The following is a 22,301-nucleotide window of genomic DNA, read 5'->3' on the forward strand; positions in this document are numbered from 1 at the left end:
TGATGTCTACGTCCGCAGACAAGGTCGTCGAGGCGCTTCGCGCGTCGCTCAAGGAGACGGGCCGCCTCCGCCAGCTCAACCAGCAGCTGACCGCTGCCGCCCGGGAGCCCATCGCGATCGTTGCGATGTCCTGCCGCTACCCGGGCGGTGTCGCCAGCCCCGAGCAGCTCTGGGACCTGGTGGCCTCCGGCGGCGACGCGATCGGCGGCTTCCCGACGGACCGCGGCTGGGACCTGGACAACCTGTACGACCCGGACGCCGACCGGGCCGGGCGGTCCACCACCCGCGAGGGCGGCTTCCTCTACGACGCGGCCGACTTCGATGCCGAGTTCTTCGGCATCTCGCCCCGTGAGGCCGTGGCGATGGACCCCCAGCAGCGGCTGCTGCTGGAGACGTCGTGGGAGGCGTTCGAGCACGCCGGGATCGCGCCCGCCTCCATGCGCGGGCAGAAGGTCGGCGTCTTCGTCGGCACCGCCGCCAACGGCTACGGGATGGGCCCGCAGAGCGAGGCCGAGGGCACCGACGAGGGCTACCTGCTGACCGGTACGGCCACCAGCGTCGTCTCCGGGCGGATCGCGTACGCCCTCGGCCTGGAGGGCCCGGCGGTCACGGTCGACACCGCCTGCTCGTCGTCGCTTGTCGCCCTGCACCTGGCGTGCCAGGCACTGCGGCAGGGCGACTTCGACCTGGCCCTGGCCGGCGGCGTCTGCGTCATGGCCACTCCCGGCCCGTTCGTGGGCTTCTCGCGGCAGCGGGGGCTCGCCCCCGACGGCCGGTGCAAGTCGTTCGCCGCCGCCGCCGACGGCACGGGCTGGTCCGAGGGCGTCGGCATCCTGCTGGTGGAGCGGCTGTCGGACGCGCAGCGCAAGGGGCACCCCGTCCTCGCCGTGATCCGGGGCAGCGCGGTCAACCAGGACGGCGCGTCCAACGGCCTCACCGCGCCCAACGGCCCCGCCCAGCAGCGGGTGATCCGGCAGGCCCTCGCGAACGCCCGGCTGACCACGGCCGACGTGGACGCCGTCGAGGCGCACGGCACCGGCACCGTCCTCGGCGACCCGATCGAGGCGCAGGCGCTGCTGGCCACGTACGGGCGGGACCGGCCCGCCGACCGGCCGCTGCTGCTCGGCTCGATCAAGTCGAACATCGGTCACAGCCAGTCCGCCGCGGGCGTGGCCGGCGTGATCAAGATGGTGATGGCGATGCGGCACGGCGTCGTGCCGTCCACCCTGCACGTCGACGAGCCGACGCCGAAGGTGGACTGGTCGGCCGGCGAGGTGTCGCTGGTGACCGAGGCCCGGCCGTGGCCGGCGACCGACCGTCCCCGGCGGGCGGCGGTCTCGTCGTTCGGCATCTCCGGCACGAACGCGCACACCATCCTGGAGGAGCCGCCCGCCCCCGACGCCGACGCCGCGGCCCCCGCCGACGCCGGCCCGGCCCCCGCCCTGCCGGCGGTGCCCGTGCTGCTGTCCGCCCGGTCGGAGGCCGCGCTGACCGCGCAGGCGGGCCGCTGGGCCCGGTGGCTGGACGCCGACGAGACCCTCCGCACGGTGGACGTCGGCTGGTCGTCGGTGGTGTCGCGGTCCGCGCTGGAGCACCGTGCGGTCCTCACCGCCACCGACCGCGAGGACCTGCTGGCCGGCCTGCGCGCCCTCGCCGCCGGGCAGCCGTCCGGCGCGGTGGTCGCCGGGCAGGCCGCCGACCGGGGCCCGCTCGCGGTGCTCTTCTCCGGCCAGGGCGCGCAGCGCGCCGGCATGGGCCGGGAGTTGTACGCCGGGTTCCCGGTGTTCGCCGCCGCGTTGGACGAGGTGTGCGGGCGGCTCGACCCGCTGCTGCCGCGCCCGCTGAAGGAGGTGCTGTTCGCACCCGAGGGCTCCGCCGAGGCGGAGCTGCTGGACCAGACCGCGTTCACCCAGGCCGGCCTGTTCGCCGTCGAAGTGGCGCTGTTCCGCCTCGTCGAGTCATTCGGGATCGCGCCGGACTTCGTGGGCGGGCACTCCATCGGCGAGGTCACCGCCGCGCACGTGGCCGGGGTGCTGTCCCTGGCCGACGCGGCGGCGCTGGTGGCGGCGCGGAGCCGGCTGATGCAGGCCCTGCCCTCGGGCGGCGGGATGCTCGCCGTCGCCGCCGCCGAGGCCGACGTCCTCGCCACCCTGGACGCCCTGACCGACGTGGGGATCGCGGCCGTCAACGGGCCGACCTCGGTCGTGGTCTCCGGCGCCGTCGACGCCCTCGACGAGGTGGAGCGGCTCTGGCGCGACCGGGGCGTCCGCACGCGCCGGCTCACCGTCAGCCACGCGTTCCACAGCCCGCTGATGGAGCCGATGCTCGCCGAGTTCCGCAGCGTCCTCGACGGGCTGGAGTTCGCCGCGCCGTCGCTGCCGCTCGTGTCGAACGTGACCGGCGCGCTGGCCGACCCCGACGAGATCCGCACCGCCGACTACTGGGTGCGCCACGTCCGCGAGGCCGTCCGGTACGCCGACGGAATCACCGCGCTGCGGGCGGCGGGTGTCGACGCGTTCCTGGAGATCGGCCCGCGCAGCGTGCTGACCGCCATGACCCGCGACGCGCTGAGCCAGCAGGAACCGGCCGACGACGACACCCCGGTCATCGCGGTGCCCGTCCTGCGCGCCGACCGTCCCGAGGCCCGGGCCCTGCTCGCCGCCCTGTCCGAGCTGCACGTCAACGGGGTGCCCGTCGACTGGCCGGCCCTCTACTCCGGCGCCGGCGCGACCCCGGTCGCCCTGCCCACGTACGCGTTCCAGCGGCAGCGCTACTGGCCCGAGCAGATGCCGGCGTCGGTCACCGGCCCGGTCAGCCCCGACGTGGTGGACGTCGAGTTCTGGTCGGCCGTGGAGCGCTCCGACGTGGCGGCCCTCGCCGCGCAGTTCGGCGACGACGGGGCGGACGTCCTGGCCCCGGCCCTGCCGGTCCTGTCGTCCTGGCGCAAGGCCAGGCTGCGGGACGCGGTCGTCGACGGCTGGTCGTACCGGGTGGTGTGGAAGCGGACCGCCGCCCCCGCGCCGGTCACCCCGTCCGGCCGCTGGCTGCTGGTTGAGCCGGCCGGCGACGCGCCCGTGACGGAGTGGGCCGAGGCGCTCGCGGGGGCGCTGACCGCCGCCGGCGGCGAGGTGTCCCGGCTGGCGGTCGACCCGACGGCGGAGCGCGAGCACGTGACGACGCGGGTGGCCGAGGCCGTGGGGGACGACCGGTTCTCCGGCATCGTGTCCCTGCTGGGCCTGCTGGACCGGCCGCACCCCGGCCAGCCGGCGGTGCCGCTCGGCACGGCCGCCACGATGGCGCTGGTGCAGGCCCTGCACGAGGCCGACGTCTCGGCGCCACTGTGGATGGTCACCCGGGGCGCGGTCGGCACCGGGGACACCGACCCGGTCCGCAGCGTCGCCCAGGGCGGCCTGTGGGGCCTGGCCCGGGTCGCCGGGCTGGAACACCCGCAGCTCTGGGGCGGCCTCGTCGACCTGCCGGACGGGCCCGACCGGAACGACTGGGACCACCTGGTGGGCGTCCTGACCGGCGGCGGTCACGAGGACCAGGTCGCCGTACGGCCCTCGGGCGTGTTCGTGCGCCGCCTGGTGCGCGCCACGCCGGCGGCCGTGGGCACCGTCGAGCGCTGGCAGCCCTCGGGCACGGTGCTGATCACCGGTGGCACCGGGGCGCTCGGCGCCCACGTGGCCCGCTGGGTGGCGGCCAACGGCGCGGCGCACGTCGTGCTGACCAGCCGCCGGGGCGAGCGCGCCCCCGGGGCGGCCGAGCTGCGCGACGAGCTGACCGGTCTCGGCGCCCGGGTGACCCTGGTCGCCGCCGACATGGCCGACCGCGCCCGGGTCGAGGCGCTGCTGCGCGACGTCGACGCCGACGAGGCGCCGCTCACGGCGGTGGTGCACGCCGCCGGGGTGGGCCAGCTGAACATGCTGGCCGACACCGACCTGGCCGGGCTGGCCGGGGTGCTGGACGGCAAGATCGCCGGTGCGGTGCACCTCGACGAGCTGCTGGGCGACCGGCCGCTCGACGCGTTCGTGCTCTTCTCCTCCATCGCCGGCATCTGGGGCAGCGGCGGACAGGCCGCGTACGCCGCCGGCAACGCCTTCCTCGACGCGCTCGCCGAGCGGCGCCGGGCCCGCGGCCTGGCCGCCACCGCCGTGGCCTGGGGACCCTGGGCCGACGGCGGCATGGCCAGCGGCGAAGGCCAGGAACTGCTGGCCCGGCGCGGCCTTAGCCCGATGTCCCCGGCCCAGGCCGTGTACGCGCTGCGCAGCGCGGTGGGCCGGGCCGTGCCGTCGGTGACCGTGGCGGACGTCGACTGGTCCCTGTTCACCCCGGCGTTCGCCGCCGCCCGCGCCCGCCCCCTGCTCGACGACATCGCCGAGGCCCGCGACGCCCTGCGCGTGGTCGACGCCGAACCGGAGGACGCCGCCGGCGGCGGGCTGCGGCAGCACCTGCTGACGCTGCCCCGCGCCGAGCAGGACCGCTACCTGACCGACCTCGTACGCACGCACACCGCCGCCGTGCTCGGCCACTCCGGCACCGAGCTGGTCAAGGCGAACCGGGCGTTCAAGGAACTGGGCTTCGACTCGCTGACCGCCGTCGAGCTGCGCAACCGGCTCGGCGCCGCCACCGGGCTCACCCTGCCCACCACCCTGGTCTTCGACTACCCGAACCCGGCCGCCCTGGCCGACCACCTGTCGGCGACGCTGCGCCTGCACGAGGTCGACACCGTCACCACCTGGGGCCCCGCCGGGCCGGTGGACGACGACCCGATCGTCATCGTCGGCATGAGCTGCCGGTACCCGGGCGGCGTGGCCAACCCGGACGACCTGTGGGACCTGGTCGCCACCGGGCGCGACGGGATCAGTGGCTTCCCCGAGGACCGGCACTGGGACATGGGCCGGCTGCTGGCCGTCGACGCCGACGGGCGACCCGTGTCGCACACCCGCGAGGGCGGCTTCGTCGACGGCGCCACCACCTTCGACCCGGGCTTCTTCGGCATCTCGCCGCGCGAGGCGGTCGCCATGGACCCGCAGCAGCGCCTGCTGCTGGAGGCGTCCTGGGAGGCCATGGAGCAGGCCGGGATCGACCCGGACGAGCTGCGCGGCAGCCGTACCGGCGTCTTCGTCGGCGCCTCCCCGTCGGGCTACGGCACCACCGACACCCCGGCCGAGCTGGCGGGCTACCAGCTCACCGGCGGCGCGCACAGCGTCATCTCCGGCCGGGTGTCGTACACCTTCGGGCTCGAGGGCCCGGCGGTGACGGTCGACACCGCCTGCTCGTCGTCGCTGGTGGCGGTGCACCTCGCCGCCCAGGCGCTGCGCGGCGGCGAGTGCGACATGGCGCTGGCCGGCGGCGTCACCGTCATGGTGACCCCGGGCGCCTTCGTCGAGTTCTCCCGCCAGGGCGGCCTCGCCCCGGACGGACGCTGCAAGTCCTTCGCCGCCGACGCCGACGGCACCGGCTGGTCGGAGGGGGTCGGCGTGCTGCTGGTCCAGCGGCTCTCCGACGCCCGGCGGCACGGCCGCCAGGTGCTCGCCGTGATCGCCGGCAGCGCCGTGAACCAGGACGGCGCGTCCAACGGCCTCACCGCCCCCAACGGCCCCGCCCAGCAGCGGGTGATCCGGCAGGCCCTCGCCAACGCCCGCCTCACCACGGCCGACGTGGACGCCGTCGAGGCGCACGGCACGGGAACGACGCTGGGCGACCCCATCGAGGCGCAGGCCCTGCTGGCGACCTACGGCCAGGGCCGCCCCGCCGACCGGCCGCTGCTGCTCGGCTCGATCAAGTCGAACATCGGCCACAGCCAGGCCGCCGCCGGTGTCGCCGGCATGATCAAGATGGTGCAGGCGATGCGGTACGGCCTGCTCCCGCGGACCCTGCACCTCGACGAGCCGACCCCCCACGTGGACTGGTCCGCCGGCGCGGTGTCCCTGCTGGCCGAGGCGCGTCCCTGGCCGGCGGTGGACCGGCCGCGCCGGGCCGCCGTGTCGTCGTTCGGCATCAGCGGTACGAACGTCCACCTGATCCTGGAGCAGCCGCCCGCCCCGACCGGCGGGGACGAGCCGGACGGCGGCGACGAGCCGTCCCGGACGCCGTCGGCGGTGCCGGTGCTGCTGTCGGCCCGCGACGCGGCCGGGCTGTCGGCGCAGGCCGACCGCTGGGCGGCGTGGCTGAGCGGGCACGAGACCCCCCGCCCGCTGGACGTGGCCTGGTCGTCGGTGGCGTCGCGGTCGGTGCTGGAGCACCGGGCGGTCGTGTCCGGTGCGAGCCGCGACGAGTTGCTGGCGGGCCTCGAAGCCGTGGCGACGGGCGAGCCCTCGATCGGCGTGGTCACCGGCCCGGGTGGGCAGCGCGGCCAGCTCGCGCTGTTGTTCTCGGGTCAGGGTGCGCAGCGTGCCGGCATGGGCCGGGAGTTGTCGGCCCAGTTCCCGGTGTTCGCCGCCGCGCTGGACGAGGTGTGCGCGCAGCTCGACGCGTTGCTGCCGCGTCCGTTGCGGGAGGTGCTGTTCGCCGAGGCGGGCAGCCCCGAGGCGGAACTGCTGGATCAGACCGTGTTCACCCAGGCGGGCCTGTTCGCGGTCGAGGTGGCGCTGTTCCGTCTGGTGGAGTCGTTCGGCGTCGTGCCGGACCTGCTGGCGGGTCACTCGATCGGTGAGGTGACGGCCGCGTACGTGGCCGGGGTGTTGTCGCTGGCGGACGCGTGTCAGCTCGTGGCGGCGCGGGGGCGGCTGATGCAGGCGCTGCCGGCCGGCGGTGGGATGTTGGCGGTGGCAGCGGACGAGGCGGCGGTGGTCGAGTCGATCTCCGGGTTGGGCGACCGGGTCGGTGTCGCGGCGGTCAACGGGCCGGCCGCCGTGGTGGTCTCCGGCGCCGTCGACGCGCTGAACGAGGTGGAGCGGGTCTGGCGGGAGCGGGGTGCGCGCACGCGCCGGTTGACGGTGAGTCACGCGTTCCACAGCCCGTTGATGGAGCCGATGCTGGCGGAGTTCCGCGCGGTCCTGGACGGGTTGACGTTCGCGGCGCCGCTGCTGCCGGTCGTGTCGAACGTGACCGGAGCCCTGGCCGGCGACGAGATCCGTACCCCGGAGTACTGGGTGCGGCACGTGCGCGAGGCCGTGCGCTTCGCCGACGGGGTCACCGCGCTGCGGGCCGCTGGGGTGGACACGTTCCTGGAGGTCGGGCCGCAGAGCGTCCTGACGGCGATGGCGGCTGACGTGCTGCCCGGCGACGACGGCGTGCTGGCCGTCGCTGTGCAGCGTCGGGACCGGCCGGAGACGCAGGCGCTGCTGCACGCCGTGGCGGAGCTGCACGTGCACGGAGTTGCCGTGTCCTGGACGCCGTGGTTCGCCGACACCGGTGCGCGGCGGGTCGACCTGCCCACGTACGCCTTCCACCGCGAGCGGTACTGGCTGCCGCCGGTCGGCCAGTCGGCCGACGTCTCGGGAGCGGGCCTCGGCGTGGCGCGGCACCCGCTGCTCGGCGCGGCGGTGTCGGTCGCCGGCGAGGACATGGTGGTGCTGACCGGCCGGCTGTCGGTGTCGACCCATCCGTGGCTGGCCGACCACGTCGTGTCCGGCACCGTGATCGTGCCCGGCACCGCACTGGTGGACCTCGTCGTCCGGGCGGGCGACGAGGTCGGCGCCTCCCGTGTGCGTGAGCTGACCGTGCTCGCCCCGCTCGTGCTGCCCGCCAGCGGCGGCGGGGTACGGGTGCAGGTCCGGGTCGGTCCCGTCGACGGGACCGGCGCCCGCTCGGTGACCGTGCACTCCCAGCCCGAGGACGACCCCGAGTCGGGCTGGACCCGGCACGCCGACGGCCTCGTCAACGCCCCCACGGCCGACGAGCCCACGGTGGGCGCGTGGCCGCCGCCCGGCGCGTCCGAGGTCGACGTCACCGGCTGGTACCCGGCGGTGGCCGAGCACGGGCTCTCCTACGGTCCGGTCTTCCAGGGCCTGCGGCGGGCGTGGACCGCCGAGGGCGAGGTGTTCGCCGAGGTCGCCCTCCCCGACGAGGTGATCGGGGACCCGGCGGGCTTCGGGGTGCACCCGGCACTGCTGGACGCCGCCCTGCACCCGGTCGGGCTGCTGCCCGCCGACGAGACCGGCGGCGGGGCCCGGGTGCCGTTCGCGTTCGAAGGGGTGCAGGTCCACGCGGTCGGGGCACGGACCCTACGGGTCCGCCTCACCGCCGCCGGCAGCTCCGTGCGGCTGGTCGCCGTCGACGAGACGGGTGCGCCGGTGGTGTCGGTGGACTCGCTGACGCTGCGCGAGCTGACCGGCATGGCGGCGCCCTCCGACGAGGCGCACCGCTCCCTGTTCGAGGTGTCCTGGCAGCCCGAGCAGATCACCGCGCCCGACGGCGCGTACGGCTGGGTCGTGGTCGGTGAGCGCCCGCTCGACGGCGCGCCGCAGCTTCCGGCGTACGCCGAGGTCGCGGCCGTGGCCACGGCGGTGACGGACGGAACGGCCCCCGCTCCCGCGGCGCTGCTGCTGCCCGTCTCTCCGGCGGCGCCCGGGGCGGACCTGCCCGACGCGGCGCGGTCGGTCACGGCGGACGTCCTCGGCGCGGTGCAGGCCTGGCTGGCCGCCGATGCCCTGGCGGACTCGCGGCTGGTCGTGGTGACCCGTGGCGCGGTGGCCACCGGCACGACCGACCGCGTCACCGACCTGGCGGGCGCCGCGGTCTGGGGCCTGCTGCGCTCGGCCCAGTCGGAACACCCCGGCCGGATCGTGCTGGCCGACCTCGAACCGGGCGTCGACCTGGACGCCGACCTGCTGGCCCTGCTCGCCGCAGCCGCCGACGACCCCGCCCTCGGCGGGCAGCTCGCGGTGCGGGCGGGCACGGCGTACCTGCCGCGGCTGGTCCGTGCCACCGGCGACGCGCGCACCCCGGCGACCCTCGGCCGGGGGACCGTCCTCGTCACCGGCGGCACCGGCTCGCTCGGCGCCCTGGTGTCCGAGCACCTCGTCACCGCGTACGGCGTGCGTTCGCTGGTGCTGGCGTCCCGCCAGGGCCCGGCGGCCCCCGGCGCCGACGACCTGGTGCAGCGGCTGGCCGCGCTGGGCGCGGCCGTCCGGGTGGTCGCCACGGACGTGACCGACCGCGCCCGGGTCGGCGAGCTGGTCCGGTCGATCACCGACGAGGATCGCCTGGCCGGGGTGGTCCACACGGCCGGCGTCCTGGACGACGGCGTGGTCAGCGGGATCACCGCCGAGCGGCTGGCGGACGTGCTGGCCCCGAAGGTCACGGCGGGCTGGTGGCTGCACGAGGCGACCGCCGAGCTGGACCTCGACCTGTTCGTGCTCTTCTCCTCCGTCGCCGGGGTGCTCGGCTCTCCCGGTCAGGCCGCCTACGCGGCCGGCAACGCCTTCCTGGACGCCCTCGCCGTGCTGCGGGGGCAGCGAGGGCTGCCCGCCGTCAGCCTCGCGTGGGGCATGTGGGACACGGACGGCATGGCCGCGTCGATCAACGACGCCGACCGGGCCCGGGTCACCCGGGCCGGTCTGGTCCCGATGACCGCCCCGGTCGGGCTCGGGCTGTGGGACGCCGCCCTGGCCCACGGCGGTGCGGCGCTGGTACCGGCCGTGGTCGACCTGCCCGCCATGCGGGCGCAGACCGCTGCGGGCCGGGTGCCGGTGATGCTGCGGGCCCTGGTGGGACCGGCCACGAAGCGTCGCCGCTCCGGCTCCGGAGCCTGGGTCGACCGGTTGGCCGGGCTCGACCCGCAGGAGGCGCGGGCGCAGGTGGCCCTGCTCGTCCGCGGCATGGTCGCGCAGGTCCTCGGTCACGGCGGCGCCGACCAGGTGCCGGCGGACCGGGCGTTCCGGGAACTGGGCTTCGACTCGCTGACCGCCGTCGAGCTGCGCAACCGGATCAACAGCGCGACGGGGCTGCGGCTCACGTCGACGCTCGTCTTCGACTACCCGACCCCCGGCGCCCTGTCGGAGCACCTGTACGAGCAGCTCTCCGGCCAGGTCGCCGACCAGCAGCACGCCGTGCGGGCGACCACCGTCGACGAGCCGATCGCCATCGTGGGCATGGCCTGCCGCTATCCGGGCGGCGTGACGAACCCGCAGCAACTGTGGGACCTGGTCGCCGTCGGGGCCGACGGCATCGGCGAGTTCCCCACCGACCGGGGCTGGGAACTCGACCGGATCTTCCACCCCGACCCGGACAACCCCGGGACGTCGTACACCCGGCACGGTGGCTTCCTGTACGGGGCCGCCGAGTTCGACCCGGACTTCTTCGGCATCTCGCCGCGCGAGGCCCTGGCGATGGACCCGCAGCAGCGGCTGCTGCTGGAGACCTCGTGGGAGACGTTCGAGTCCGCCGGTCTCGACCCGCAGCGGCTGCGCGGCAGCCGGACCGGCGTGTTCGCCGGCCTGATGTACCACGACTACGCCTCCGGCGTGCAGGACCTGCCCGAGGGCGTGGGCGGTTACCTCGGCACCGGCACCTCGGGCAGCGTGCTGTCCGGCCGGGTCGCGTACACGTTCGGCCTGGAGGGGCCGGCGGTCACCGTCGACACGGCATGCTCGTCGTCGCTGGTGGCGCTGCACCTCGCGGTGCAGGCGTTGCGCAGCGGCGAGTGCGACCTCGCGTTGGCCGGTGGTGTGACGGTGATGGCGACGCCGGGGACGTTCATCGAGTTCTCGCGGCAGCGTGGTCTGTCGCAGGACGGCCGGTGCAAGTCGTTCGCGGCGTCGGCCGACGGCACGGGCTGGTCCGAGGGCGTCGGCGTGCTGCTGGTGCAGCGCCTCTCCGACGCCCAGCGCGAGGGCCGGCGGATCCTGGCGGTGGTACGCGGCTCGGCGATCAACCAGGACGGCGCGTCGAACGGCTTGACGGCGCCGAACGGCCCGTCGCAGCAGCGGGTGATCCGGCAGGCCCTGGCGAACGCGCGGCTCACCACGGCCGACGTGGACGCCGTCGAGGCGCACGGCACCGGCACGACGCTCGGCGACCCGATCGAGGCGCAGGCCCTGCTGGCGACGTACGGACAGGACCGCCCGCAGGACCGGCCGCTGTGGCTGGGGTCGATCAAGTCGAACATCGGCCACACCCAGGCCGCCGCGGGGGTGGCCGGCATCATCAAGATGATCATGGCGATGCGGCACGGGCTGCTGCCGTCGACGCTGCACGTCGACGAGCCGTCCCCGCACATCGAGTGGAGCGCCGGGGCGGTCTCCCTGCTCACCGAGGCGCGCGACTGGCCCGCGGCGGGCCGGCCCCGCCGCGCGGCGGTCTCGTCGTTCGGAGTCAGTGGCACCAACGCGCACGTGATCATCGAGCAGCCGCCCGCCGAGGCGGAGCCGACCCGGGGCGGGGGCGCCCCGACGCCCGGCGGGCTGCCGGCCCCGGTGCTGCTGTCGGCCCGGTCCGAGGCCGCCGTCGCGGCGCAGGCGGACCGCTGGGCCCGCTGGCTCGCCGGAGACGAGGAGCTGCGCCCCGTCGACGTCGGCTGGTCGTCGACGGTCAGCCGGGCCGTGCTGGAGCACCGCGCGGTGGTCACCGCGACGGACCGGGACGAACTGCTGGCCGGGCTGCGGGCCCTCGCCGCCGGCGAGTCGGCCGCCAGCGTGGTGACCGGCACCGGAACGACGCGTACGCAGCTGGCAGTGCTCTTCTCCGGCCAGGGTGCGCAGCGCGCCGGCATGGGCCGGGAGCTGTCCGCCCTGTTCCCGGTCTTCGCGACCGCCCTGGACGAGGTGTGCGCGCAGCTCGACCCGCTGCTGCCGCGTCCGCTGCGGGAGGTGCTGTTCGCCGAGGCGGGCTCCGCCGAGGCGGAGCTGCTGGATCAGACCGTGTTCACGCAGCCCGGGTTGTTCGCGGTCGAGGTGGCGCTGTTCCGGCTGGTGGAGTCGTTCGGGATCGTGCCCGACGTGGTCGCCGGTCACTCGATCGGCGAGGTGACCGCCGCGTACGTCGCCGGGGTGCTGTCCCTGGCGGACGCGTGCGCGCTCGTGGCGGCGCGGGGCCGGCTGATGCAGGCGCTGCCCACCGGCGGCGGCATGCTGGCCGTGGCCGCCGACGAGGCGGCGGTGGCGGAGTCGATCTCCGGCCTGACCGACCGGGTGGGCATCGCCGCCGTCAACGGACCCGCCGCCGTGGTGGTCTCCGGCGCCGTCGACGCCCTCGACGAGGTGGAGCGGCTCTGGCAGGACCGGGGTGCGCGCACTCGTCGGCTGACCGTGAGTCACGCGTTCCACAGCCCGCTGATGGAGCCGATGCTCGACGAGTTCCGCGCGGTCCTGGCGGGGTTGACGTTCCGGGCGCCGCTGCTGCCGCTGGCGTCGAACCTGACCGGGGCGCTCGCCGAACCGCAGGAGATCACCCGCGCCGAGTACTGGGTCCGGCACGTGCGGGAGGCCGTCCGCTACGCCGACGGCATCGCCGCCCTGCGGGCCACCGGCGTCGACACCTTCCTGGAGATCGGCCCGCAGAGCGTCCTGACCGCGATGAACGCCGACCTGCTCGCCGAGGACGCGCTCGCGCTGGCCGTCCAGCGCCGGGACCGTCCCGCCCCGCAGGCGCTGCTGCACGCGCTCGCCGCGCTGCACGTCCACGGCGTCCCGGTGACCTGGACGCAGTGGTTCACCGACGCCGGCGCCACCCGGGTCGACCTGCCGACGTACGCCTTCCAGCACCAGCGGTACTGGCTCGGCGCGGGTCAGGCGCGTGCCGCCGACGTGTCCGGCGCGGGCCTCGGCGTGGCCGGGCACCCGCTGCTCGGCGCGGCGGTCACCGTCGCCGGCGCGGACATGGTGGTACTCACCGGCCGGCTGTCGCTCGCCACCCACGCGTGGCTCGCCGACCACGTCGTCTCCGGCGTGGCGATCGTGCCCGGCACCGCCCTCGTCGAACTGGCCGTCCGGGCGGGCGACGAGGTGGGCGCGTCGCGGGTACGGGAGTTGACCGTGGCCGCGCCGCTGGTGCTGCCGGAGGGCGGCGCGGTGCGGGTGCAGGTGCGCGTCGGCGCGGCCGACGAGTCCGGCACCCGGGTCGTGGCCGTGCACTCGCAGTCCGAGGGCGACCCGGAGGCCGAGTGGATCCACCACGCGGAGGGCGTGCTGGAGCCCGCGTCGGCCGACGAGCCGGGCGTGGGGGAGTGGCCGCCGCCGGGTGCCGTCGAGGTGGACCTGGCGGGCTGGTACCCGACGCTGGCGGAGCACGGCCTGACGTACGGGCCGGTGTTCCAGGGGCTGCGTCGGGTGTGGACCGGCGGTGACGACGTGTACGCCGAGGTGGTGCTGCCGGAGGAGGCGGCGGCGGAGGCGGCGCGCTTCGGCGTGCACCCGGCGTTGCTGGACGCCGCGCTGCACCCGATCGGGTTGCTGCCCGGCTCGGAGGAGTCGGGCGGGCCGCGGGTGCCGTTCGCGTTCGAGGGCGTGCAGGTGCACGCCGCGGGCGCGCGGGTGCTGCGGGTGCGGCTGACGCGCGCGGGCTCGGCGGTGCGGCTGGTCGCGTGCGACGAGTCGGGCGCGACCGTGGTGTCGGTCGACTCCCTCGTTCTGCGCGAGCTGACCGGCGTGGCCGCGGCGAGCGCCGCGTCCCGCTCGATGTTCGAACTCACCTGGCAGGCCGAGGAGATCGCCGCCGCCGGGGACCTCTCCGGGTGGGCGCTGGTCGGCTCGCCCGCCGCCGTCGACCTGCCGGCGTTCGGCGACGTCGAGGCGCTCATTGCGGCGGTCGACGCCGGTCGGGCGGTCGCGCCGAAGGGTCTGCTGCTGACGCTCGACGCGTCGCAGGTCGCCGTCCCCGACGCCGTTCGCGCGGCGACGTCGCACGTGCTGGCGACGGTGCGGTCCTGGCTGGCGGCGGAGGCGTTGGCGGATTCGCGGTTGGTGGTGGTGACGCGGGGTGCGGTCTCGGTTGCCGCTGACGACCGGGTTTCGGATCTGGCGGGTGCGGCGGTGTGGGGTCTGCTGCGCTCGGCGCAGTCGGAGCATCCGGGTCGTATCGTCCTGGCGGATGTCGCCGGTGACGTGGACGCCGGTCTGTTGGGTGTGCTGGCTGTGGTGGCTGAGGAGCCGGTGGCGTCCGGCGGTCAGGTGGCGGTGCGGTCGGGTTCGGTGTTCGTGCCGCGTCTGGTGCGCGCGGTCGCCCCGTCGGCGGTGGAGATGCCGGTCGTGGGTGACGGTGCGGTGTTGGTGACCGGTGGCACGGGTGCGTTGGGTGCGTTGGTGGCGGAGCATCTGGTGTCGGCGTACGGGGTGCGGTCGCTGGTGCTGGTGTCGCGGCGTGGCCCGGAGGCCGCGGGTGCGGGTGAGTTGTCGCAGCGGTTGTCGGCGTTGGGTGCGTCGGTGCGGGTGGTCGCGTGTGACGTGACGGACCGGGACCAGGTCGGCGCGTTGGTGGCCGAGGTTTCCGCGGGGGGTCGGCTGGCGGGCGTGGTGCACACGGCCGGTGTCCTGGACGACGGTGTCGTGGAGGGGCTGACCGTCGAGCGTCTGGCGGGGGTGTTGGCGCCGAAGGTGTCGGCGGGTTGGCTGCTGCACGAGGCGACGGCGTCGCTGGACCTGGATCTGTTCGTGGTGTTCTCGTCGGTGGCGGGTGTGTTGGGTTCGCCGGGTCAGTCGGCGTACGCGGCGGGCAACGCGTTCCTCGACGGGTTGGCGGTGTACCGGCGGCAGCTGGGGTTGCCGGCGGTCAGCCTGGCGTGGGGCATGTGGGACACGGCGGGTATGGCCGCGTCGATCGACGAGGCGGATCGGGCGCGTTCGGCGCGGGCGGGTCTGACGCCGATGAGCGCCGAGGTCGGGTTGGAGCTGTTCGACGCCGCCCTGGTGGCGGAGCGCCCGGCGTTGGTGCCGGCCGTGATCGACGTACCCGCGATGCGGGCAGCACTCGGTGCCGGCCCGGTGCCGGCCGTGTTGCGTACCCTGATCGGGTCGACGGTGGCCCGGCGACGGGCCGCGCGGGGCGGCGACTGGGCCAACCAGCTGGCGGGCCTGGCGCCCGACGAGGCGCGCGCCCAGATCGACGTGCTGGTGCGGGGCCTGGTCGCGCAGGTGCTCGGGCACGGTGGGGCGGAGGCGGTGCCGGCGGACCGGGCGTTCCGGGAGCTGGGCTTCGACTCGCTGACGGCGGTCGACCTGCGTAACCGGTTGAACGCGGCCACGGGGCTGCGGTTGGCCTCGACGCTGGTCTTCGACTACCCGACCCCGGCCGTGCTCGTCGACCACCTATACGAGCAGGTCTCCGGGCAGATCACCGCCCGCCAGACGGCGGTGCACGCCGCCAGCACCGACGAGCCGATCGCGATCGTGGGCATGGCCTGCCGCTATCCGGGCGGCGTCGAGAGCCCGGACCAGCTGTGGGCGTTGCTGGCCGGTGGCGGCGACGGGATCTCGGAGTTCCCCACCGATCGCGGTTGGGACCTGGAGAGCCTGTTCGATCCGGACCCGGAGCACAGCGGCACGTCGTACACGCGGCACGGCGGTTTCCTGTACGGGGCGGCGGACTTCGACCCCGGGTTCTTCGGGATCTCGCCGCGTGAGGCCCTCGCCATGGACCCGCAGCAGCGGCTGCTGCTGGAGGCGTCGTGGGAGTCGTTCGAGTCGGCCGGTCTGGACCCGCAGCGGTTGCGGGGCAGCCGGACGGGTGTCTTCGCCGGCGTGATGTACCACGACTACGCCTCGCGCCTGATGGACCTGCCGCCGGACGCCGAGGGCTTCGTCGGCACCGGCACGTCGGGCAGCGTGCTGTCCGGTCGGGTCGCGTACACCTTCGGCCTGGAGGGCCCGGCGGTCACCGTCGACACCGCCTGCTCGTCGTCGCTGGTGGCGCTGCACCTCGCGGCGCAGGCGTTGCGCAGCGGTGAGTGCGATCTGGCGTTGGCCGGTGGCGTGACGGTGATGGCGACGCCGGGCACGTTCATCGAGTTCTCGCGGCAGCGGGGCCTTTCCCAGGACGGCCGGTGCAAGTCGTTCGCGGCGTCGGCCGACGGGACGGGCTGGTCCGAGGGCGTGGGCGTGCTGCTCGTGGAGCGGCTGTCGGACGCGCGGCGCAACGGGCACCGCGTGCTGGCGGTGGTACGCGGCACGGCCGTGAACCAGGACGGCGCGTCGAACGGCCTGACCGCCCCGAACGGCCCGTCGCAGCAGCGCGTGATCCGGCAGGCCCTGGCGAACGCCCGCCTGACCGCCGCCGACGTGGACGCGGTGGAGGCGCACGGCACCGGCACGACGCTCGGCGACCCGATCGAGGCGCAGGCGTTGTTGGCGACGTACGGGCAGGAGCGTCCGCAGGACCGGCCGCTGCTGCTCGGGTCGGTGAAGTCGAACATCGGGCACACGCAGGCCGCCGCCGGCGTGGCCGGCGTGATCAAGATGGTCATGGCCATTCGCCACGGCCTGGTGCCGCCGACCCTGCACGTCGACGAGCCGTCCCCGCACATCGACTGGACCGCCGGGGCGGTGGCGCTGGCGACCGAGGCGACGCCGTGGCCGCAGGTGGACCGGCCGCGTCGCGCGGCGGTGTCGTCGTTCGGCATCTCCGGCACCAACGCGCACGTGATCATCGAGCAGCCGCCGGCCGAGGCGATCGAGGGTGAGATCGTCGCCCGCGAGGTGCCGCCGGTGGTGCCGGTGCTGCTGTCGGCCCGCTCCGACGCGGCCCTGGCCGGCCAGGCGGGCCGGTGGGCGCGCTGGCTCGCGGCCGACGAGGCGCCGCGTCCGCTGGACGTCGCCTGGTCCTCGGTGACCATCCGGCCCGCGCTGGAGCACCGGGCGGTGGTGACCGCCGCCGACCGGGACGGCCTGATCGCGGCGTTGACCGCCCTCGCTGACGGCGACCCCACCGGTACGGCCGTCTCCGGCGCCGCCGGCCAGCGCGGCCAGCTCGCGCTGTTGTTCTCGGGTCAGGGCGCGCAGCGTGCCGGCATGGGCCGGGAGTTGTCGGCCCAGTTCCCGGTGTTCGCCGCCGCGTTGGACGAGGTGTGCGCGCAGCTCGACGCGTTGCTGCCGCGTCCGTTGCGGGAGGTGCTGTTCGCCGAGGCGGGCAGCCCCGAGGCGGAACTGCTGGACCAGACCGTCTTCACCCAGGCGGGCCTGTTCGCGGTCGAGGTGGCCCTGTTCCGGCTGGTGGAGTCGTTCGGGGTCGTGCCGGACCTGCTGGCCGGCCACTCGATCGGCGAGGTTACGGCCGCGCACGTGGCGGGGGTGTTGTCCCTGGCGGACGCGTGCGAGCTGGTGGCGGCGCGGGGCCGGTTGATGCAGGCGCTGCCCACGGGTGGCGGGATGTTGGCGGTGGCTGCCGACGAGGCGGCGGTGGCGGAGTCTCTTGCCGGGTTCGCCGACCGGGCGGGCATCGCTGCCGTCAACGGTCCGACGGCCGTGGTCGTCTCCGGTGCTGTCGAGGCCCTGGACGAGGTGGAGAGGGTCTGGCGGGAGCGGGGTGTCCGCACTCGTCGGCTGACCGTGAGCCACGCGTTCCACAGTCCGCTGATGGAGCCGATGCTCGACGAGTTCCGCGCGGTCCTGTCCGGACTCACCTTCGCCGCGCCGCTGCTGCCGATCGTGTCGAACGTGACCGGAGCCCTGGCCGACGCCGACGAGATCCGCACCCCGGAGTACTGGGTGCGGCACGTGCGCGAGGCCGTGCGCTACGCCGACGGGGTCACCGCGCTGCGGGCCGCCGGTGTCGACACGTTCCTGGAGGTCGGCCCGCAGAGCGTCCTGACGGCGATGGCGGCTGACGTGCTGCCCGACGACGATGCCGTGCTGGCCGTCGCCGTGCAGCGCAAGGACCGGCCGGAGACGCAGGCGCTGCTGCACGCCCTGGCGGAGCTGCACGTGCACGGCGTTGCCGTGACCTGGCAGCCGTGGTTCGCCGACACCGGCGCGCGGCGGGTCGACCTGCCCACGTACGCCTTCCAGCACCAGCGCTACTGGCCCGCCGCCAACCGAGCGCGTACGGGCGACGTGTCCGGGGCCGGGCTCGGCCGCACCGAGCACCCGCTGCTCGGCGCGGCGGTGGACCTGGCCGGCGACGACGAGATGGTGCTGACGGGCCGACTCTCCCTGGCCACGCACCCCTGGCTGGCCGACCACACGGTCTCCGGGCTGACGCTGGTACCGGGCACCGCCCTGGTCGAGCTGGCCGTACGGGCCGGCGACGAGGTGGGCCTCTCCCGGCTGCGGGAGCTGACCGTGGCCGCCCCGCTGGTCGTCCCCGGCACGGGAGGCGTGCGGATCCAGGTGCGGGTGTCCACGTCGGAGTCGCCGCAGCGTCCCGTCGCCATCTACTCCCGCCCCGACGACGACCCCGAGGCGGGCTGGACCCGACACGCGGAGGGCGTGCTGGAGCCGTCCACCGCCGACGAGCCCGACCCGGTCACCTGGCCCCCGGTCGGCGCGGCGGAGGTGGACCTGGCTAGCTGGTACCCGACGCTGGCGGAGCACGGCCTGACGTACGGGCCGGTCTTCCAGGGGCTCCGGCGTGCCTGGACCAGCGGCGGCGAGGTGTACGCCGAGGTGGTCCTGCCGGACGACGCCGCGACGGAGGCCGTCGGGTTCGGGGTGCATCCGGCGCTGCTGGACGCGGCCCTGCACCCGATCGGGTTGCTGTCGGGTGCGGAGCAGTCGGGCGGGCCGCGGGTGCCGTTCGCGTTCGAGGGTGTGCAGGTGCACGCCTCCGGCGCGGGGGCGCTGCGGGTGCGCCTGACCCGCGACGGCTCCGGCCTGCGGCTGGCCGCGTACGACGAGACGGGCGCGCCGGTCGTGTCGGTGGACTCCCTCGTCCTGCGGGAGCTGACCGGCGTGCCCGCGCCGGGCACGGCATCGCGGTCGCTGTTCGAGCTGCGGTGGCCGGCCGTGGAGGTCACTCCTGCCGGGGAGATCTCCGGATGGGCGCTGGTGACCGGCGGCCGGGAGCTGGCGGCACCGGTCGGAATGCCCGCGTACCCCGACGTGGCGACGATCGCGGGGGAGGAGTCCGTCCCCCGATCGGTGCTGCTTCCGCTGTTCCCCGGATCGGGGTCGGCGGCGGAGACGCCGGAGTCCGTCCGGGCGGTGACCTCGGAGATGCTGACGACCGTGCAGTCCTGGCTGGCGGCGGACGCCCTGTCGGCGTCGCGGCTCGTGGTGGCGACCCGGGGTGCCGTGTCGGTCGGTGACGAGGACCGGGTGACCGACCTGGCCGCTGCGGCCGTGTGGGGCCTGCTGCGCTCGGCGCAGTCGGAGCACCCGGGTCGCATCGTCCTCGCGGACGTCGACGGCGAGCCGGATGCCGCGCTGGTGGCCCTCCTGGACGGCGCGCTGCGCGAACCGGCCGCGACCGGCGGCCAGTTGGCCGTCCGTAACGGGGCGGTGTACTCGCCGCGCCTGGTCCGGGCCGGCGTCACGGTGGCGGAGACGCCGACCGTGGGTGACGGTGCGGTGCTGGTGACCGGTGGTACGGGCGCGCTGGGCGCCCTCGTGGCGGAGCACCTGGTGTCGTCGTGGGGCGTGCGGTCGCTGGTGCTGGTGTCGCGGCGTGGCCCGGAGGCCGCCGGTGCGGGTGAGTTGTCGCAGCGGCTGACGGCGCTGGGCGCGTCGGTGCGGGTGGTCGCGTGTGACGTGACGGACCGGGACCAGGTCGGCGCGTTGGTGGCCGAGGTCGCTGCCGGGGGCCGGTTGGCGGGTGTGGTGCACACCGCCGGCGTCCTGGACGACGGGGTGGTCGAGGGGCTGACCGCCGAGCGGCTCGGTGCGGTGTTGGCGCCGAAGGTGTCGGCGGGTTGGCTGCTGCACGAGGCGACGGCGTCGCTGGACCTGGATCTGTTCGTGGTGTTCTCGTCGGTGGCGGGTGTGTTGGGTTCGCCGGGTCAGTCGGCGTACGCGGCGGGTAACGCGTTCCTGGACGGGTTGGCGGTGTACCGGCGGCAGCTGGGGTTGCCGGCGGTCAGTCTGGCGTGGGGCATGTGGGACACGGCGGGTATGGCCGCGTCGATCGACGAGGCGGATCGGGCGCGTTCGGCGCGGGCGGGTCTGACGCCGATGAGCGCCGAGGTCGGGTTGGAGCTGTTCGACGCCGCCCTGGTGGCGGAGCGCCCGGCGTTGGTGCCGGCCGTGATCGACGTACCCGCGCTGCGGGCGGCGGCCTCCGGCGGCCCCGCGCCGGCCGTGCTGCGCACCCTGATCGGCGTGACCAGCACCCGCCGCCAGGCGGGGCAGGGCGGTGGCGGCTGGGCCGACCGGCTCGCCGGGCTGACCGAGGACGAGGGCCGGGCCCAGGTCGACGTGCTGGTGCGGGGCCTGGTCGCGCAGGTGCTCGGGCACGGTGGCGCGGAGGCGGTGCCGGCGGACCGGGCGTTCCGGGAGCTCGGCTTCGACTCGCTGACGGCGGTGGACCTGCGTAACCGGTTGAACGCGGCCACCGGGCTGCGGTTGGCCTCGACGCTGGTCTTCGACTACCCGACCCCGGCCATGCTCGCCGACCACCTGTGGTCGGAATTGGCCGGGGTGCGTCAGTCCACCGGCGACCTGGTCGCCGGTACGGTCGTCGGCACCGACGAGCCGATCGCCATCGTGGGCATGGCCTGCCGCTACCCGGGCGACGTCGAGTCTCCCGACGAGCTGTGGGAGCTGTTGGCCGGCGGCGGCGACGGGATCTCGGAGTTCCCGGCGGACCGGGGCTGGGACCTGGAGTCGCTGTTCGATCCGGACCCGGACCGCAGCGGTACGTCGTACACGCGGCACGGCGGTTTCCTCTACGGTGCCGCCGAGTTCGACCCCGGGTTCTTCGGGATCTCGCCGCGCGAGGCCCTGGCGATGGACCCGCAGCAGCGGCTGCTGCTGGAGGCGTCGTGGGAGAGCTTCGAGTCGGCCGGTCTGGACCCGCAGCGGCTGCGGGGCAGCCGGACGGGTGTCTTCGCCGGCGTCATGTACCACGACTACGCCTCCCGACTGATGGACCTGCCGACCGAGGTGGAGGGCTACGTCGGGACCGGCACCTCGGGCAGCGTGCTGTCCGGCCGGGTCGCGTACACGTTCGGCCTGGAAGGGCCGGCGGTCACCGTGGACACGGCGTGTTCGTCCAGCCTCGTCGCGCTGCACCTCGCTGCGCAGGCGTTGCGCAGCGGTGAGTGCGATCTGGCGTTGGCCGGTGGCGTGACGGTGATGGCGACGCCGGGGACGTTCATCGAGTTCTCGCGGCAGCGGGGCCTTTCCCAGGACGGCCGGTGCAAGTCGTTCGCCGCCTCCGCCGACGGCACCGGCTGGTCCGAGGGTGTCGGCGTCCTGCTCGTGCAGCGCCTCTCCGACGCCCAGCGGGAGGGCCGGAAGATCTACGCCGTGGTACGCGGCACGGCCGTGAACCAGGACGGCGCGTCGAACGGCCTGACCGCGCCGAACGGCCCGTCGCAGCAGCGCGTGATCCGGCAGGCCCTGGCGAACGCCCGCCTGACCGCCGCCGACGTGGACGCGGTGGAGGCGCACGGCACCGGCACCACGTTGGGTGACCCGATCGAGGCGCAGGCGTTGTTGGCGACGTACGGGCAGGACCGGCCCGTCGATCGGCCGCTGCTGTTGGGGTCGGTGAAGTCCAACATCGGGCACACCCAGGCCGCCGCCGGCGTGGCCGGCGTGATCAAGATGGTCATGGCCATTCGCCACGGCCTGGTGCCGCCGACCCTGCACGTCGACGAGCCGTCCCCGCACATCGACTGGACCGCCGGGGCGGTGGCGCTGGCGACCGAGGCGACGCCGTGGCCGCAGGTGGACCGGCCGCGCCGGGCGGCGGTGTCGTCGTTCGGCATCTCCGGCACCAACGCGCACGTGATCATCGAGCAGCCGCCCGCCGAGGCGATCGAGGGCGAGATCGTCGCCCGGAACGTGCCGCCGGTCGTGCCGGTGCTGCTGTCCGCGCGCTCCGACGCGGCCCTGGCCGGCCAGGCGGGCCGGTGGGCGCGCTGGCTCGCGGCCGACGAGGCGCCGCGTCCGCTGGACGTGGCCTGGTCCTCCGTCACCACCCGGCCCGTGCTGGAGCAGCGCGCCGTCGCCGTGGTGGCCGACCGGGACGACCTGCTCTCCGCGCTGCGGGCCCTCGACGCGGGCGAGCCCTCCGGGGCCCTCGTGACCGGTTCCGCCGCCGCGCGCGGCCAGCTCGCGCTGTTGTTCTCGGGTCAGGGTGCGCAGCGTGCCGGGATGGGTCGGGAGTTGTCGGCCCAGTTCCCGGTGTTCGCCGCCGCGTTGGACGAGGTGTGCGCGCACCTGGATGTGTTGCTGCCGCGTCCGTTGCGGGGGGTGCTGTTCGCGTCGGCGGGCTCCCCGGAGGCCGGTCTGTTGGATCAGACCGTGTTCACGCAGGCGGGGTTG

1 protein-coding gene (only partly in view) is annotated in these 22,301 nt (G+C 75.4%); it reads left to right on the forward strand.

The window, feature by feature from the left end:
- Window positions 1-2: 2 nt before the first annotated feature.
- On the forward strand, window positions 3-22,301 hold the 5' portion of the coding sequence (locus DER29_RS14415) for a type I polyketide synthase (RefSeq protein ID WP_121399218.1). Its footprint extends 7,491 nt past the window's final position; the window shows 22,299 of its 29,790 coding nt (coding positions 1-22,299); the start codon lies at window positions 3-5; the stop codon falls past the right edge of the window.

It is taken from the genome of Micromonospora sp. M71_S20, from assembly GCF_003664255.1.
Classification (GTDB): domain Bacteria; phylum Actinomycetota; class Actinomycetes; order Mycobacteriales; family Micromonosporaceae; genus Micromonospora.